General features: G+C 64.7%; 16 protein-coding genes. 2 read left to right on the top strand and 14 right to left on the bottom strand.

Annotation, left to right across the window (positions count from 1 at the left end; genetic code table 11):
- Nucleotides 1-56 precede the first annotated feature (56 nt).
- From ntrC to dusB, 3 genes are read right to left on the bottom strand one after another with little or no spacing between them, the layout of a single operon-like run.
- A complete protein-coding gene (ntrC, locus tag P9A16_RS06835; protein ID WP_023513271.1) occupies nucleotides 57-1,511 on the bottom strand; it encodes a nitrogen regulation protein NR(I) in 1,455 nt (484 codons plus the stop codon).
- Complete coding sequence (locus P9A16_RS06830) at nucleotides 1,511-2,659, bottom strand: two-component system sensor histidine kinase NtrB (protein ID WP_023513272.1); 1,149 nt, start codon at nucleotides 2,657-2,659, stop codon at nucleotides 1,511-1,513. The genes ntrC and P9A16_RS06830 overlap by 1 nt, the downstream gene beginning before the upstream one ends.
- A complete protein-coding gene (gene dusB, locus P9A16_RS06825; RefSeq protein ID WP_023513273.1) occupies nucleotides 2,656-3,681 on the bottom strand; it encodes a tRNA dihydrouridine synthase DusB in 1,026 nt (341 codons plus the stop codon). The genes P9A16_RS06830 and dusB overlap by 4 nt, the downstream gene beginning before the upstream one ends.
- Nucleotides 3,682-3,826: 145 nt before the next feature.
- Between dusB and P9A16_RS06820 the strand changes: the two genes are divergently transcribed.
- Nucleotides 3,827-5,038 (top strand): bifunctional 2-C-methyl-D-erythritol 4-phosphate cytidylyltransferase/2-C-methyl-D-erythritol 2,4-cyclodiphosphate synthase, encoded by a 1,212-nt coding sequence (locus P9A16_RS06820; RefSeq protein ID WP_023513274.1) that lies wholly within the window; start codon nucleotides 3,827-3,829, stop codon nucleotides 5,036-5,038.
- A 2-nt stretch (nucleotides 5,039-5,040) separates the two neighbouring features.
- Nucleotides 5,041-5,538, top strand: a complete 498-nt coding sequence (locus P9A16_RS06815; protein ID WP_156032052.1) for a CinA family protein — start codon at nucleotides 5,041-5,043, stop codon at nucleotides 5,536-5,538.
- A 1-nt stretch (nucleotide 5,539) separates the two neighbouring features.
- Here P9A16_RS06815 and P9A16_RS06810 read toward each other — a convergent pair whose 3' ends face one another.
- The 11 genes from P9A16_RS06810 to pdhA form a co-directional block, all read right to left on the bottom strand.
- On the bottom strand, nucleotides 5,540-6,403 hold the full coding sequence (locus P9A16_RS06810) for a hypothetical protein (protein ID WP_023513276.1): 864 nt from the start codon (nucleotides 6,401-6,403) through the stop codon (nucleotides 5,540-5,542).
- Between the two features lie 58 nt (nucleotides 6,404-6,461).
- The gene (locus P9A16_RS06805) at nucleotides 6,462-6,911 is read right to left on the bottom strand and encodes a type II toxin-antitoxin system RatA family toxin (RefSeq protein WP_023513277.1); all 450 of its coding nucleotides are present in this window, start codon (nucleotides 6,909-6,911) and stop codon (nucleotides 6,462-6,464) included.
- 9 nt (nucleotides 6,912-6,920) lie between these two features.
- Nucleotides 6,921-7,484 (bottom strand): AAA family ATPase, encoded by a 564-nt coding sequence (locus P9A16_RS06800; protein ID WP_023513278.1) that lies wholly within the window; start codon nucleotides 7,482-7,484, stop codon nucleotides 6,921-6,923.
- A gap of 10 nt (nucleotides 7,485-7,494) precedes the next feature.
- Nucleotides 7,495-8,058, bottom strand: a complete 564-nt coding sequence (locus P9A16_RS06795) for a hypothetical protein (protein WP_023513279.1) — start codon at nucleotides 8,056-8,058, stop codon at nucleotides 7,495-7,497.
- A gap of 71 nt (nucleotides 8,059-8,129) precedes the next feature.
- Nucleotides 8,130-9,107, bottom strand: coding sequence for a lipoyl synthase (gene lipA, locus P9A16_RS06790; protein ID WP_023513280.1), 978 nt, complete (start codon nucleotides 9,105-9,107; stop codon nucleotides 8,130-8,132).
- A 90-nt stretch (nucleotides 9,108-9,197) separates the two neighbouring features.
- Complete coding sequence (gene lpdA / locus P9A16_RS06785) at nucleotides 9,198-10,643, bottom strand: dihydrolipoyl dehydrogenase (RefSeq protein ID WP_023513281.1); 1,446 nt, start codon at nucleotides 10,641-10,643, stop codon at nucleotides 9,198-9,200.
- A gap of 88 nt (nucleotides 10,644-10,731) precedes the next feature.
- Nucleotides 10,732-10,992 carry a YdcH family protein gene (locus P9A16_RS06780; RefSeq protein WP_023513282.1) on the bottom strand — a complete coding sequence of 87 codons (261 nt, stop codon included), beginning with the start codon at nucleotides 10,990-10,992 and terminating at the stop codon, nucleotides 10,732-10,734.
- A gap of 66 nt (nucleotides 10,993-11,058) precedes the next feature.
- Nucleotides 11,059-11,700 (bottom strand): SGNH/GDSL hydrolase family protein, encoded by a 642-nt coding sequence (locus tag P9A16_RS06775; protein ID WP_023513283.1) that lies wholly within the window; start codon nucleotides 11,698-11,700, stop codon nucleotides 11,059-11,061.
- 15 nt (nucleotides 11,701-11,715) lie between these two features.
- Nucleotides 11,716-13,065 carry a pyruvate dehydrogenase complex dihydrolipoamide acetyltransferase gene (locus tag P9A16_RS06770; protein ID WP_024271075.1) on the bottom strand — a complete coding sequence of 450 codons (1,350 nt, stop codon included), beginning with the start codon at nucleotides 13,063-13,065 and terminating at the stop codon, nucleotides 11,716-11,718.
- A gap of 15 nt (nucleotides 13,066-13,080) precedes the next feature.
- Nucleotides 13,081-14,466, bottom strand: a complete 1,386-nt coding sequence (locus P9A16_RS06765; protein ID WP_024271076.1) for a pyruvate dehydrogenase complex E1 component subunit beta — start codon at nucleotides 14,464-14,466, stop codon at nucleotides 13,081-13,083.
- A 17-nt stretch (nucleotides 14,467-14,483) separates the two neighbouring features.
- A complete protein-coding gene (pdhA, locus tag P9A16_RS06760; protein ID WP_023517283.1) occupies nucleotides 14,484-15,530 on the bottom strand; it encodes a pyruvate dehydrogenase (acetyl-transferring) E1 component subunit alpha in 1,047 nt (348 codons plus the stop codon).
- Between the last annotated feature and the right edge of the window lie 137 nt (nucleotides 15,531-15,667).

Below are 15,667 nucleotides of genomic sequence, written 5' to 3'. Positions count from 1 at the left end.
TCTGTTACCCTCAAGCAACAGATTGTGGCCAAAATGCAACGCCCCCTGCCGTTAAGTCAAGCAGAACGCGAACTTCTGTATACAGATACACCCAGTTCGCGAATTTTCTTGCGCAGCGTGTTGCGGTTGAGGCCGAGCAGGTCGGCCGCCTTGATCTGGTTGCCGCGCGTCGCTGTCAGCGCGGCGAGAATCAGCGGATACTCCACCTCGGCCAGCACGCGCTCATAGAGCCCGGCCGGCGGCAGGCCGTCGCCGAAGCTTGCAAAATACTGCCGCATGTTCTCCTCGACGGCCTGCGAGATGGAGAGCGAGCCGCTTCGGACCGCTGCCTTCTCGATCGGGCTGTCGGGAATGTCGGCACGCAGCTCCGCCTCGATGATCTCGCGGGAGATGACGTCCTGCGGGTAGAGCGCGGTGAGGCGGCGCACGACGTTTTCGAGTTCGCGCACATTGCCCGGCCAGGGATGCGCCTTCATCAGTTCCAGCGCCTCCTGGTCGAAGCGCTTGGCGTCGAGCCCTTCCTTCTCGGCCTGCTGCACGAAGTGGCGCACGAGATCGGGAATATCCTCCGCGCGGTCACGCAGCGGCGGCAGGCGCAGCGGCACGACGTTGAGGCGATAGTAGAGGTCCTCGCGGAAAAGCCCCTGGTTGATCGACTGCTTCAGGTCCTTGTTGGTCGCCGCGACGATGCGCACGTCGGTGCGGATCGGCGTCCGCCCGCCGACTGTCGTATATTCCCCCTGCTGGAGCACGCGCAGCAGCCGCGTCTGCGCATCCATCGGCATGTCGCCGATCTCGTCGAGGAACAGCGTGCCGCCCTCGGCCTGCTCGAAGCGGCCGGTCGAGCGGTTCTGCGCGCCGGTGAAGGCGCCCTTCTCGTGGCCGAACAGTTCCGATTCGATGAGGTCGCGCGGGATCGCCGCCATGTTGATCGCGACGAACGGTCCGTTGCGGCGCTTGCCGTAGTCGTGCAGCGCGCGGGCGACCAGCTCCTTGCCGGTGCCCGATTCGCCTGTGATCATCAGCGTCAGGTCCGTCTGCATCAGGCGGGCGAGCACGCGGTAGATTTCCTGCATCGCCGCCGAGCGGCCGACGAGCGGCATGCCGTCCTGCGTGTCGTCGTCGAGCCGCGCGGGCTTGCGCTTCGGCTCCGACAGGGCCCGGCCGATGATGGCGATCAGCTCGGTGAGGTCGAAGGGTTTCGGCAGGTAGTCGTAGGCGCCCTTCTCCGAGGCCTTGATCGCCGTCATGAAGGTGTTTTGGGCACTCATCACGAGCACCGGCAGGTCCGGCCGCGCCTTCTTGATGCGCGGGAGGAGGTCGAAGGCGTTCTCGTCGGGCATCACGACGTCGGTGACGACGATGTCGCCCTCGCCGGCGGCGATCCAGCGCCACAGCGTTGCCGCGTTGGAGGTGATGCGCACGTCATAACCCGCGCGGCTGAGAGCCTGGTTGAGAACCGTGCGGATCGCGGCATCGTCATCGGCAACGAGGACTGTGGCGCCTGTCATCAATCATGTCCTTTGGTCTTGGGAAAGTCGTCGTCTTCGCTGACGCCGCGGGAGGCCGGCATCAGCACGCGGAAGGTGGTCCGGGAGGCCTGGCTGTCGCATTCGACGATGCCGCCATGCCCCCCGATGATCTTGGCGACCAGCGCGAGCCCGAGGCCCGAACCGTTGGTCTTGGTGGTGATGAAGGGATCGAACAGATGCGGCAGGAGATCCGCCGGCACGCCCGGCCCGTTGTCGTGCACGCAGAATTCCAGCGGCAGCGAGATCTTTTCCCGCGTGCCGGCAACGGAAAGGCGGATGCCCGGACGGTAGGCGGTCGTAAGCTGGATCTCGCCGTCCGGCCGCTCGCCGATCGCCTCGGACGCGTTCTTGATCAGGTTGAGGAACACCTGCACGAGCTGGTCTCGGTTGGCAAAGACCGGCGGCAGCGACGGATCGTAGAGTTCCGAGATCTTGATGTTGCGCGCAAAACCCGCCTTGGCGACGACCTTCACATGGTCGAGCACCGAATGGATGTTGAGCGGCACACGGTCGACCGGCCGCTCGTCGGAAAACACCTCCATGCGGTCGACCAGCGAGACGATGCGGTCCGTCTCGTCGCGGATGAGCCGGGTCAGCGTGCGGTCCTCGTCGATGACGGAGGTTTCGAGAAGCTGTGCCGCGCCGCGGATGCCGGAAAGCGGGTTCTTGATCTCATGCGCCAGCATGGAGGCAAGCCCCGTCACCGAACGCGCCGCCCCGCGATGGGTGAGCTGCCGGTCGATCTTGTCGGCCATCGAGCGTTCCTGGATGACGACCACCACCGAACCCGGCTCGGTCGTGACAGGCGCCACATAGATATCGACCAGTTTTTCCGCCCCGAGCCGCGGTGAACTCAGGTCGACGCGGTATTCACTGACCGGGGCCTTGCGCTCGCGGACCTGATCGATCAGCGTCAGCAGCGGGCTGCCGAAGGGAATGAAATTGGAGATGTCGTGCCGCGAGAGATAGCCCGCGCTCGACCCGAAGAAGGATTCGGCTTCCCAGTTGGCGAAGGCGATCAGCCCGCGCGCATCGACGAGGATGACAGGATTCTGGATGGCGTTGAGCACGGCGAGCGCCAGGTCCGGCGCCTTCGCGGCATTCTGGTCGAAGGGCCTGTCCGTCATGCCGCCTCTCCGAGCCTTGCTGCGCCACCCGCAAGCAGCGCCGTCGCGAGCCTGTCGGCGACGGCATCGCTATCGCGCGCCGTCATGATCTCCGCCTTGGCCGACCCCGTAAAGCCGGGTGCAAAACGCTCCAGATACCAGCCGACATGTTTGCGCGCATGGCGCAGCCCCGCCTCGACGCCGTAGAAGTCGAGCATCATGCGATAGTGCTCCACCGCAACCGCCGCGATCTCCTCCGTCGAAGGATGCGCCGCCGCGCCCGCCAGCACTGCCGGATGCCACGGCCGGCCCTGCGCCCCGCGCCCGACCATCACCGCGTCCGCGCCCGAGCGCCGCAGGATCTCGCGCGCGTCCTCGGCCGTATCAACGTCGCCGTTCGCCACCAGCGGGATGGTCAGCACGTCGCGCACCGCGCGGATCGCGTCCCAGTCCGCCTTGCCCTCGTAGAACTGCATGCGGGTGCGCCCATGCACGGTGATCATCGCCGCCCCCGCCGCCTCGGCGCGCGCTGCGATATGCGGCGCGTTCAGCGAATCGTGGTCCCAGCCGAGCCGCATCTTCACCGTGACCGGCACCTTCACCGCGCCGACCGTCGCCTCGATCAGCCCGAGCGCATGATCGGGATCGCGCATCAGCGCCGAACCGGAATAGCCGCCGATCACCTTCTTGGCGGGGCAGCCCATATTGATGTCGATGATATCGGCGCCCTCACCCTCGGCGATCCGCGCCGCCTCGGCCATCCAGTGCGCCTCGCGCCCGGCGAGCTGCACCATATGCGGCCGGATGCCGCAATTGCGGATGCGCGACCAGCTTTCCCGCGCATTCAGCGCCAGCTCCCGGCTCGCCACCATCTCCGTCACGACCAGCCCCGCGCCGAAACGCCAGGCGAGATCGCGGAACGGCAGGTCCGTGACGCCGGACATCGGCGCGAGGACCACCCGGTTGCGCAGGGTCCGGCCGCCGACGTCGAGCGGCGCTGACAGACTGGGGATCGTCAAATGCTCATCTTTCAAGCAAGTCATCTCTCTGCACTATTTTTAGCCATTGTTCTCGTTCTTGCCAAGCTGCAATCCTGCATGCCCGCAATTTTCCTTACAGCGCTGGAATTGCGGCACCCTTCCGGCTAAACCACCTCAAATCGCTTTGAAACGGGAGCTACGAGACCAGATGCTGGCGGAAAATGCGCTATCCTGCGGTGTGGTGATCGTCGCCGCCGGTCGCGGCGAACGGGCGGGCAGCCATGCCGAAGGCCCCAAGCAGTACCGCCGCATCGGCGGAAGGCCGGTCATCTCCCATACGCTCGATCTCTTTGTCAATTGGCTGCCCGCCCGGCGTATCGTGGTCGTGATACATCCCGATGACGAAGCGCTGTTCGAGAATGCACGCGCGCAGTCCCTCCCCGCCGGCGACCGCCTGACGGTCGTCACCGGCGGCGCGACGCGCCAGCAGTCCGTTCTCGCCGGCCTCGAGGTCCTTGCGGAAGGCGACGTCACCCATGTCCTCATCCAGGATGCCGTGCGCCCCTTCGTCGAGCCCACCATCCTGGAGCGCACGCTGACCGCCTTCCACCATGGCGCCCGCGCCGTGCTGCCGGCCGTCGCCGTCGCCGACACGCTGAAGCGCGCGGACGCCAACGGCAATGTCGCCGAAACCGTCTCGCGCTCCGGCCTCTTCGCCGCCCAGACGCCGCAATCCTTCCATTTTCAGACGATCCTCGAAGCCCATCGCCGCGCCAGCGCCTCCGGCCGCACGGACTTTACCGACGATGCCTCGATCGCCGAATGGGCGGGCGTACGCGTCCACCTCGTCGAAGGCGGCGCGGGCAACGTCAAGCTTACCTTACAGAAGGACATCGCCATGGCCGACCAGCGCCTCGCCACCGCCCTGCCCGACGTTCGCACCGGCAACGGTTACGACGTGCACCAACTCGTCGAGGGCGACGGCGTCACGCTCTGCGGCCTCTTCATTGCGCACGACCAGAAACTCTCCGGCCATTCCGACGCCGACGTCGCGCTGCATGCGCTGACCGATGCCCTGCTCGCCACCTGCGGCGCGGGCGATATCGGCGATCATTTCCCGCCCTCCGACCCGCAGTGGAAGGGCGCGGCGTCCCGCATCTTCCTCGAACATGCCGCCGGCATCGTGCGCGCCAGGGGCGGCGTCATCATGAATGCCGATGTCTCGTTGATCGCCGAAGCGCCGAAGGTCGGCCCGCACCGCGAGGCGATGCGCCAAAACCTTGCCGATTTCCTCGGCATCTCCATCGATCGCTGCTCGGTCAAGGCGACGACCAACGAGAAGATCGGCTTCATCGGCCGCCGCGAAGGCATCGCCGCCATCGCCACCGCGACCGTCGTCTACAGGGGAACCGACGCATGAGCATCTGGCCAAAGGACATCGAAGAGGCCGCACAGACGATCGTCACCGATTTTGCGGCGCGCGGCCTTTTGATCGCCACCGCCGAATCCTGCACCGCCGGCCTCATCGCCGGTGCGATCACCGAAATATCCGGCTCCTCCAACGTCTTCGACCGCGGCTTCGTCACCTATTCCAACGAGGCGAAGCGCGAGATGATCGGCGTCGCCAATGCGACGCTGAAGGCGCACGGTGCCGTCTCCCGCCCGACCGCCATCGAGATGGCCGAAGGCGCCATCGGCAATTCCGGCGCAAACATTTCCGTGGCTGTGACGGGCATTGCCGGCCCCGGCGGCGGTTCGGAGGAAAAGCCCGTCGGCCTCGTGCATCTCGCCGCCGCCCGCAGGGGCCATGCGACGCTGCACCGGGAGATGCGCTACGGCAATATCGGCCGCAGCGCCGTGCGGCTTGCGACGGTGCGGACCGCCCTCGACATGCTGATCGAGCTGTCGAAGACCGATTGAGCTATTTCGTCGATCCCGGCAGACAGAGGCCGGTGACGTCGAGCAAGGCCTCCATGCGGACCTTCGCGTCGGTCGCTTCCCACCAGGGAACGCCGGTCGCCAGATATTCCTTGGCCATCCAGGCGTCGTTCGTCTCCTTTTCGCGGCGAACGGCGTCTTGGTATTCCTTGCCGGCCCGCTTTTCCGTCATGCATTTCGTGTAGTCGTCGCTGCTCAGCAAACGGCTGGCATAGATGCCCTCGAAATCGCCCGTGCTGCCCGCCTTGCCGGTCTCGATGTCGGCGACGCGCGCCGCCTGCTCGCGGGAAATGTCGAGATCGACGGTCTCGATATAGACCCGCCGCCCCCAATCCATTTCCTTGTTTGCCGGGTCGACCGGCGCGATCTCATAAATCCGGCTGAGGAGTTTTGCACCCCCTATGACGTCCGAGACGACCGCGACGGTCGTCAGTTTGTAGGTAAGGTTTCGCGCCTCGACCTTTCCGGTAAGCAGGCCCATCGGTTCGTGCTTGCGCGTCACCGTCACCGTCTCCCCGACAGGCACCGCCCGGATATCCGGCGTCACCGTCTCCTTGCCGTTGAGGAAGAGATACATATTGGCGATGCGGCCGGGTGGAAAATCCCGGTCGGTGTAGAGCAGCGGCTGCGGATAGGAGCCGGGATTGCGCGAGTGCGTGCTCACCTTCAGCCCTTCGGAGAGCCAGTAACTGCCGGCGATCGGGCGTTTGTCGGCATCGAGCAGCAGCACATAGCTTCCAGCCTTGCGCAGCAGCGCCAGATCGGGCTCGGCGGATGCCGCATCGGCCGAAAATACCGCAGCAGCCAGCAGAAAACAGCGCAAACGTCCCATCGTCACAGCACCCATCGTCCGCCTCCCGGCCGTTGATATCTAGGGTGAATGACGGATGATCGGCCGGTTTTGTTCAGCCGCCGTAGATCGTGGCCGCGCGCTTTTCAAAAGCCTCGGTGAACATACGGAAGGCGCGGTCGAACATCGAGCCCATCAGCGCGCCGAGAATCCGGCTCTTGAATTCGTAGTCGATGAAGAAATGCACGGAGCATCCGCCGTCCGGCAGCGGCTCGAAGCGCCAGCGATTGTCGAGATAGCGGAACGGCCCGTCGATATACTTGACGTCGATCGCCCGTTCGGCGCGGTTGAGAAGAACCTGCGTCGTGAACGTCTCGCGGATCGCCTTGTAGCCGACGGTCATGTCGGCGATCAGAAGTTCCTTGCCGTCGCGTTCCTTGCGCGAGCGCACCGTAAGCCCCTCGCAGAGCGGCAGGAATTCCGGATAGCGCTCGACATCGGCGACGAGGTCGTACATTTGCTCGGGCGTATGGGGAACCGGACGGCGGGTTTCGAACTGTGGCATGGCCGAGAGCTAATATTGCCGCGCGAGGATGGCAAGTAGCTCCCGGTTCTCGGCCTTCGATTTCAACACGCAAACCGGCACATCCGGTCCATATGCCGCAAGCTTCTCCTTGATTTCCGGGCTCTCCGTCTTCTCGAAGTTCCAGATGTAAGCGAGGAACTCGCGCGTCATCCGCTCCGGGCAGCCATCGGCCATTTCCGGCCGCGACCGGCCGCGGAATTTCAGCCAGCGCGACAGGACGCCGTAGAGCGACGCCCAGCGCGGCGGGCGAAGCCAGAGGACGAGATGCGTGCGCGGCAGGCGCTCCGGCAGGGTGCCAGGGCTGGTGCCGTCGATGATCCAGCGCTCCTCCGCCACGATCGCCTGAAGGCGCATCAAGGCCTCAGCACGCGGTCGCACGGTCCAGCCCGGCAGCCAGAAGATCTCGCGGTCCATGGAGACATAGGGCAGGCCGAGCCGCTCGCTCAGCTTTCGCGCCAGCGTCGATTTTCCGCTGCCCGAGCAGCCCATGACCAGCACGCGCTCCGCCGTGTTCAGCCGCGCGGCGGCGGTCTCTTTCGTGATGGTGATCATGGTGGTTCTCCTATGCGCCGACGCGCGTCAGCAGGCGGCGCGCCTCACGTCGCGAAGACAGGGTGACGAGCGGTACGCCTTCGCCATGCTGCTCCAGCTTGCGGATGAAGACCGGTGCAGATTTTCTCTCGAAATTCCAGATGTAGTCGAGGAAGGTGCGGTCCGGCAGTGGTTCCGGGCAGCCCGCCGCCATTTCCGGCCGCACCGTGCCGTGGTAGCGCCAGACACGACGCGCGACGCCGAGAAGGCAGGTGAGCCGCGGCATGCGCACCCAGATGACGAGATCCGAGCGCGGCACGCGGAGGTCGAAGGTGGACGGATTGCTGCCGTCCATGACCCAGCGCTCCCGCGCCACCAGCATTTTCAGGATATCGAGCCGCGCGGCCGGATCACGCTCGCGCCAGCCGGGCAGCCAGCGCACGTCCCGGTCGATCGACTGGTACTCCAGGCCGAACCGCGCGGCGAGCGCCTTTGACAGCGTCGACTTGCCGCCGCCCGAGCAGCCGATGACCAGCACGCGGTTCGCCGTCTCCAGTCGCTCGGCCGCTTCCTCGATCGTGATCGAAACCGTCATTGCCATCCCCGAAACGCAAAACCCCGCCGTCGGGCGGGACGGCGGGGCTTAAAGGAAGGCTGAGGAAAAGTCTATTCCGCGGCGGCAAGAACCTTGCGTTCGCGCGCGGCCTTGAGCCGGGCGAAATCGTCGCCGGCATGGTGCGAGGAGCGGGTCAGCGGGCTGGAGGAGACCATGAGGAAACCCTTGGAATAGGCGACGGTTTCGTAGGACTTGAACTCTTCCGGCGTCACGAAGCTCATGACGGCATGGTGCTTGCGGGTCGGCTGGAGATACTGGCCGATGGTCAGGAAATCGACGTCGGCCGTGCGCAGGTCGTCCATCAACTGGAGCACTTCGTTGCGCTCCTCGCCGAGGCCCACCATGATGCCCGACTTGGTGAACATGGTCGGGTCCAGTTCCTTCACGCGCTGCAGGAGGCGGACGGAGTGGAAGTAGCGCGCACCCGGACGAACCGTCAGGTAATTGCCCGGCACGGTCTCCATGTTGTGGTTGAAGACGTCGGGCTTGGCGGCGACGACACGCTCCAGCGCGCCCGGCTTCTTGAGGAAGTCCGGCGTCAGGATTTCAATCGTCGTCAGCGGCGAGGCTTCGCGGATCGCCCAGATCACCTTCTCGAAATGCTCGGCCCCGCCATCGGCGAGGTCGTCGCGGTCGACGGAGGTGATGACGACGTGGGAAAGACCCATCTGCTTGACGGCCTTGGCGACGTTCTCCGGCTCCGCCATGTCGAGTGCATTCGGCTTGCCCGTCGCCACGTTGCAGAAGGCGCAGGCGCGGGTACAGATCTCGCCCATGATCATGAACGTCGCGTGCTTCTTGTCCCAGCACTCGCCGATGTTCGGGCAGCCGGCCTCTTCGCACACCGTCACCAGCTTGTGGGAGCGCACGAGATCGCGCGTTTCCTGATAGCCCTTGGACACCGGCGCCTTGACGCGGATCCATTCCGGCTTGCGCAGCACTTCCGTGTCGGGCCGATGGGCCTTTTCCGGGTGGCGAACGCGCGGGGCGTTGGGATCAAGATTGGTGCGGTCGAGAATGGTGACCATGTCGATTCCACTTTCCTGTGGGGCGCCAACACCCCTTGCGGACCGGAAATTAGCGGGCCCGCCTCCATGTGGAGGCGGGCTTTAGCACGTTCAAGCGTTCAGTGCACGCCCATAGGCATCGAGCACGCTTTCCTTCAGCGTTTCCGAAATGGTCGGATGCGGGAAGATCGTGTGCATCAGTTCTTCCTCGGTCGTCTCCAGATTCATGGCGATGACGAAACCCTGGATGAGCTCGGTCACTTCCGCGCCGACGAGGTGCGCGCCGAGCAGTTCACCGGTCTTCTTGTCGAAGATCGTCTTGACGAGACCCTGGTCTTCGCCGAGCGCGATCGCCTTGCCGTTGGCGACGAAGGGGAAGCGGCCGACGCGGATGTCGCGACCCTGTTCCTTGGCCTTGGCTTCCGTCAGGCCGACCGAGGCGACCTGCGGATGGCAATAGGTGCAGCCCGGGATCTTCGACTTGTCCATCGGATGCACGTTCGGCAGGCCCGCGATCTTCTCGATGCAGATGACGGCCTCATGCTCGGCCTTGTGGGCCAGCATCGGCGGACCGGCGACGTCGCCGATCGCGTAGATGCCCGGTACGTTCGTCTTGCCGTAACCGTCGATGGCGATGAAGCCGCGGTCGGTCTTCACGCCGACGGCTTCAAGGCCGATATTTTCCACATTGGCCTGAACGCCAACGGCGGAGATCATCCGGTCGGCGGTGATCTTCTCGACCTTGCCGTCCTTCATCTCGACATGGGCGGTGATCGAGTTCGCCCCCTTCTCCACCTTGGTGACCTTCGCCTCCAGATGGATCTTCATGCCCTGCTTTTCGAACTGCTTCTTGGCGAGTGCGGAGATTTCCGCATCCTCGACCGGCATCACCGTCTTCATCACCTCGACAACCGTCACATCGACGCCGAGCGTGCGGTAGAAGGAGGCGAATTCGATGCCGATGGCGCCCGACCCCATGACGAGCAGCGACTTCGGCATCTCTTCCGGCTTCATCGCCTCGAAATAGGTCCAGATCAGCTTGCCATCCGGCTCGATGCCGGGCAGTGCGCGCGGACGCGCACCGGTGGCGATGACGATATGCTTGGCGGCGTAGGTGCCTTCGGGAAGAACATTCTTCGGCAGCGGCGCCTGCGGCTGCTGGATCGCCTTGGTCGTCTTGGACACGACGATCTCGCCCGGCTTGGTGATCTTGGCTTCACCCCAGATGATATCGACCTTGTTCTTCTTCATCAGGAAGCCGACGCCGCCGTTCATGCGCTGGGCGATGCCGCGCGAGCGGGCAACGATCGCCTTCAGGTCCGGCGTCACCGAGCCTTCGATCTTGATGCCGTAGTCGCCCGGATGCTGGGCGTAGTGGAATATCTCGGCCGAGCGCAGCAGCGCCTTGGTGGGAATGCAGCCCCAGTTGGAGCAGATGCCGGCGAGATGTTCGCGCTCGACGATGGCCGTCTTCAGGCCCAATTGCGCCGCGCGGATCGCGGCGATGTAGCCGCCCGGACCCGAACCGATAACGATGACGTCGTAGGCATTCGACATGAGCGCTTCCACTCCTCTGTTGTTCTTCTGCGCCACAGTCGGCCAACCGCCGCCACGGCCTTGACGAGAAGCGGAAGCACTCCGCCCCTCAGGGAAGCTGCTCGACCTTTTCCGGCCGCATCAGCATCCCGTAGATTTCATCCTTGAGCCGCATCCTCTCCTTCCGCATGTCGGCCATGTGGAAGTCGGCGACGGGCTCGATATCCGTCTCGGCGCGGTGGATCGCGAGATTCACCGCTTGATACTCCTCGGAAATCCGGTGGAAATGACCATCGACCTCGCGCAGGTGGCGGATCTTGGCCAGGTGCTCCGGAAATTCCTCTGCCAGCTGGTGCGGGGTATTCGGCATGTCCATCTCCTTCTTCTGATGATGGTGCCAGCCTAGCGCGCCCGCGCCTTCACTCCTTGATCCCGATCAAAGCCCGAGCATCATGCGCACGACCGGCTCGAGACCCTTGCCGATCGCCCGCGTGTTCTTCGCATCGAGATGCACGCCGTCGAGCGGCGTGGTCTCGGCCACCGCGCCCGCATCGAAGAAGCCGCAGCCGGCTTCGTCCGCCAGGTCCGCATAGAGCGTCGCCAGCATCGCCGATTGTTCCACGCCGCCGGCGAACATCGCCGCAAAGGCGGTGTTCGCGGTTTCGCACAGCGGCGGCGGGGAGACGATCAGCACCTCCGGCCCCTCCTGGTCACCGAACGACCAGGCATGGTGGCGCACGAGCGACACCAGCCGCTCCATGCCCTGCACGGCGCCAAAGGCGGTGCCGCAAACGACCGGCTTCATGTCATTGGCGCCGAGCAACAGGATGACGAGGTCGATCGGATCGTGGCTGTGCAGGATGGTCGGTAGGATGCGCGCGCCGTTGCGGTCGCAGTCCGCCATGTGGTCGTCATAGGCGGTGGTGCGGCCGTTGAGGCCCTCCGCGATCACGGTGACACCCGGTCCGAGGGCCTTGGCGAGCACGCTCGGCCAGCGATCCTCGAAGGCGTGCCGGTCGAGCGTTTCCGCTTTGTAACCCCAGGTCAGGCTGTCGCCGTAGCAGAGAACCGTCTTCATGGCCGCACTCCGCTATCAGACGAGCATCCCCATCGGGCTCTCGATGTAGCGCTTGAAGGCGCCGAGCAGTTCGGCACCCAGCGCGCCATCGACGCAGCGGTGGTCGGTGGAGAGCGTGACCGTCATCGCGTTGACGATGACCATCTGGCCCTTCTTGACCACCACCCGCTCCGTGCCCGCGCCGACTGCCAGGATCGTCGCATGCGGCGGGTTGACGACGGCAGCGAAGTTCGAGACGCCCATCATGCCCATGTTGGAGACCGCGGTCGTGCCGCCCTGGTATTCCTCGGGCTTCAGCTTGCGCTCCTTGGCCCGCTTGCCGAGGTCCTTCATCTCGTTGGAGATGGCCGACAGGCTCTTCAACTCCGCCTTGCGGATGATCGGCGTGATCAGGCCGCCCGGGATGGAAACGGCGACGCCGACATCCGCGTGCTTGTGCTTGACCATGTTCGTGTCGGTCCAGGAGACGTTGGCGTCCGGCACGTCACGCAGGGCGAGTGCCATGGCCTTGATCACCATGTCGTTGACCGAGAGCTTGTAGGCCGGCTTGCCGTCCTTCTCCGGCGCGGAACCGTTGATCTGGGCACGCAGCGCCAGCAGCGCATCGAGCTCGACGTCAACGGAGACGTAGAAGTGCGGGATCGTCTGCTTGGATTCCTGCAGGCGCTTGGCAATGGTCTTGCGCATGCCGTCATGCGGCACGAGCTCGTACGAGCCCTGCTCGAACAGCTTGAGCACGGCCTCTTCCGACATGCCCTTGGGGGCCGCGGCGGGCGCTGCGGAGGCGGCGGCAGCCGGGGCTGCTGCTGCGGCGGCGGGCTTGGCACCGCCGGAGGCGATCGCCTTCTCGACATCGCTCTTCACCACGCGGCCGTGCGGGCCGGAGCCGGAGACCGACTTGATGTCGACGCCGGCATCCCTGGCGATACGCCGGGCGAGCGGCGAAGAGAAGAGGCCGTTGCCGACGAAATGACCGTTGCCGGTGCTGGCAGCGACAGCAGCCGGCGCGGCTGCGGCCGCGGGCTTCTCTGCTTCCTTCGGCGCTTCGGCCTTGGCCTCGGCAGGCTTGGCTTCCGCCTTCGGCGCGGAACCACCGCCGGCAGCGGCTGCCGACACATCTTCACCGTCGGCGGCAAGGACGGCGATCAGGCTGTTGACCTTGACGCCTTCAGTACCGGCGGGCACGACGATCTTGGCGACAACGCCCTCGTCGACGGCCTCGACTTCCATCGTCGCCTTGTCGGTCTCGATCTCGGCGATGACGTCACCGGATTTCACGGTGTCGCCTTCCTTGACCAGCCACTTGGCGAGGTTGCCCTCTTCCATGGTGGGCGAGAGGGCGGGCATCGTAATGTTGATCGGCATTTCGGCGCCCTCCCCTTATTTGTAGCAGACGGTTTTGACCGCCTGGACGACTTCGCCGACATTCGGCAGCGCCAGCTTTTCGAGGTTCGCGGCGTAGGGCATCGGAACGTCCTTGCCGGCAATCGTCAGGATCGGCGCATCGAGATAGTCGAAGGCCTGCTGCATGACGCGGGTCGCGATCTCGGTGCCGACGGAGGACTGCGGATAGCCCTCTTCCACGATGACGAGGCGGCCCGTCTTCTTGACGGATTCGATGACCGTCGGCAGATCCATCGGGCGGATGGTGCGAAGGTCGATCAGCTCGACGTCGATGCCGTCCTTCTCCAGTTCCGCAATCGCCTTCAGCGCGTAGGTCATGCCGATGCCGAAGGAGACGACGGTGACGTCGTTGCCCTTCTTGTGCACGCGCGCCTTGCCGATCGGCAGAACGAAGTCGTCCATCTTCGGCACGTCGAAGCTCTGGCCGTAGAGGATTTCGTTTTCGAGGAAGATGACCGGGTTCGGGTCGCGGATGGCCGCCTTCAGGAGACCCTTCGCGTCGGCCGCCGTGTAGGGCATGACCACCTTGAGGCCCGGAATGTGGCTGTACCAGGCGGCATAGCACTGCGAGTGCTGGGCCGCGACGCGCGCTGCCGCACCATTCGGGCCGCGGAAGACGATCGGCGCGCCCATCTGGCCGCCGGACATGTAGAGCGTCTTGGCCGCGGAGTTGATGATCTGGTCGATCGCCTGCATGGCGAAGTTGAAGGTCATGAACTCGACGATCGGCTTCAGGCCGGTCATCGCCGCACCGACGCCGACGCCGGCAAAGCCATGCTCGGTGATCGGGGTGTCGATAACGCGGCGGGCGCCGAATTCCTGCAGCAGGCCCTGCGTGATCTTGTAGGCACCCTGGTATTCGGCGACTTCCTCGCCCATGACGAAGACGTCGTCATCGCGGCGCATCTCTTCCGCCATGGCGTCGCGCAGCGCTTCGCGCACCGTCGTCGCCACCATTTCGGTGCCGGCCGGAATATCCGGATCGGCGGCAACTTCGCCCTTCGGCTGCGCCGGAACGGGCGCGGCAGCGGCGGCAGGTGCCGGCTCGACGGCCTTCGGCGCCGCGGCTTCAGCGGGCTTGGCGGCGGCCTTCGGCGCGGCGACCGCGTCGGCGCTCTCGCCGTCCTGCAGCAGCACGGCGATCGCCGTGTTCACCTTGACGCCCTCGGTGCCGGCGGCGATCAGTATCTTGCCGATCACGCCTTCATCGACGGCCTCGACTTCCATCGTCGCCTTGTCGGTTTCGATTTCGGCAATCACGTCGCCGGACTTGACGGTGTCACCCTCGTTCTTCACCCATTTGGAGAGCGTGCCCTCCTCCATGGTCGGAGACAGGGCGGGCATGAGAATCTCGATTGGCATTGGTGTCCCTCCCCGGATTACAGCAGGATGTCGGTGTAGAGTTCGGATGCATCCGGCTCCGGATCGGCCTGCGCGAAATCGGCGCTGTCGGCGACGATGTCACGGACGTCCTTGTCGATCTGCTTGAGATCGTCCTCGCTTGCCCACTTGTTTTCCAGAAGGCGGGCGCGCACCTGCTCGATCGGGTCGTGCTCGGAACGCATCTTCTGCACTTCGTCCTTCGAACGGTACTTCGCCGGGTCGGACATCGAGTGACCGCGATAGCGGTAGGTCTGCATCTCGAGGATGACCGGCCCCTTGCCCGAGCGGCAATGTTCGACGGCTTCGTCGGCGGCGGCCTTCACGGCACGTACATCCATGCCATCCACCTGGTAACCGGGGATGTTGAAGGATGCGCCGCGATGCGAGAAATCGGTCTGGGCGGAGGCGCGCGAAACGGACGTGCCCATGGCGTAGCGGTTGTTCTCGATCACGTAGACGACCGGCAGCTTCCAGAGAGCGGCCATGTTGAAGCTCTCGTAGACCTGGCCCTGGTTGGCAGCGCCGTCGCCGAAATAGGCGAGCGAGACATTATCGTTGCCGCGGTAGCGGTTGGCGAAGGCAAGGCCCGTGCCGAGCGAAACCTGCCCGCCGACGATGCCGTGGCCGCCATAAAAGTTCTTTTCCTTGGAGAACATGTGCATGGAGCCGCCCTTGCCCTTGGAAAGGCCGCCACGACGTCCGGTCAGTTCCGCCATCACGCCGCGCGGGCTCATGCCGCAGGCGAGCATATGGCCGTGGTCACGATAACCCGTGATGACCTGGTCACCTTCCTTCAGCGCCAGCTGCATGCCGACGACGACCGCTTCCTGGCCGATATAGAGGTGACAGAAGCCGCCGATGAAGCCCATGCCATAGAGCTGGCCAGCCTTTTCCTCGAAACGCCGGATGAGCAGCATTTCGCGATAGGCGTGAAGATCGTCTTCCTTGGAGAACTCGGCAATCGTGCCGCCGGTGAAGTCTTTCTTTGCAGGCTTTGCCGCGGTTTTGCGGCTGGACGTGGACGCGGTTTTACGCGGAGCCATTCGTTCCTCCCTATGTTTGCCTCTTGGAGGAAACCATAGGGGAGAAAGCCCGCCTCAGCAATGCCATAAATGCATGGCTTATATTCTTCCCAACCCATTGATTAGTAAGGCATATTTACGATTAACCAGATTTCGGT

The organism is Shinella sp. 838 (assembly GCF_029623935.1).
GTDB lineage: Bacteria > Pseudomonadota > Alphaproteobacteria > Rhizobiales > Rhizobiaceae > Shinella.
This window is presented reverse-complemented; position numbering and strand designations above follow the sequence as displayed.

What these genes read in the sequence shown, in the direction of transcription:
- lpdA (WP_023513281.1), bottom strand. Translation starts at nt 10,643, where the DNA reads ATGTCGAATGCCTACGACGTCATCGTTATCGGTTCGGGTCCGGGCGGC.
- pdhA (WP_023517283.1), bottom strand. Translation starts at nt 15,530, where the DNA reads ATGGCTCCGCGTAAAACCGCGTCCACGTCCAGCCGCAAAACCGCGGCA.
- ntrC (WP_023513271.1), bottom strand. Translation starts at nt 1,511, where the DNA reads ATGACAGGCGCCACAGTCCTCGTTGCCGATGACGATGCCGCGATCCGC.
- P9A16_RS06770 (WP_024271075.1), bottom strand. Translation starts at nt 13,065, where the DNA reads ATGCCGATCAACATTACGATGCCCGCCCTCTCGCCCACCATGGAAGAG.
- P9A16_RS06820 (WP_023513274.1), top strand. Translation starts at nt 3,827, where the DNA reads ATGCTGGCGGAAAATGCGCTATCCTGCGGTGTGGTGATCGTCGCCGCC.
- P9A16_RS06765 (WP_024271076.1), bottom strand. Translation starts at nt 14,466, where the DNA reads ATGCCAATCGAGATTCTCATGCCCGCCCTGTCTCCGACCATGGAGGAG.
- dusB (WP_023513273.1), bottom strand. Translation starts at nt 3,681, where the DNA reads ATGACTTGCTTGAAAGATGAGCATTTGACGATCCCCAGTCTGTCAGCG.
- P9A16_RS06810 (WP_023513276.1), bottom strand. Translation starts at nt 6,403, where the DNA reads ATGGGTGCTGTGACGATGGGACGTTTGCGCTGTTTTCTGCTGGCTGCT.
- P9A16_RS06805 (WP_023513277.1), bottom strand. Translation starts at nt 6,911, where the DNA reads ATGCCACAGTTCGAAACCCGCCGTCCGGTTCCCCATACGCCCGAGCAA.
- P9A16_RS06795 (WP_023513279.1), bottom strand. Translation starts at nt 8,058, where the DNA reads ATGACGGTTTCGATCACGATCGAGGAAGCGGCCGAGCGACTGGAGACG.
- P9A16_RS06775 (WP_023513283.1), bottom strand. Translation starts at nt 11,700, where the DNA reads ATGAAGACGGTTCTCTGCTACGGCGACAGCCTGACCTGGGGTTACAAA.
- P9A16_RS06800 (WP_023513278.1), bottom strand. Translation starts at nt 7,484, where the DNA reads ATGATCACCATCACGAAAGAGACCGCCGCCGCGCGGCTGAACACGGCG.
- lipA (WP_023513280.1), bottom strand. Translation starts at nt 9,107, where the DNA reads ATGGTCACCATTCTCGACCGCACCAATCTTGATCCCAACGCCCCGCGC.
- P9A16_RS06780 (WP_023513282.1), bottom strand. Translation starts at nt 10,992, where the DNA reads ATGCCGAATACCCCGCACCAGCTGGCAGAGGAATTTCCGGAGCACCTG.
- P9A16_RS06830 (WP_023513272.1), bottom strand. Translation starts at nt 2,659, where the DNA reads ATGACGGACAGGCCCTTCGACCAGAATGCCGCGAAGGCGCCGGACCTG.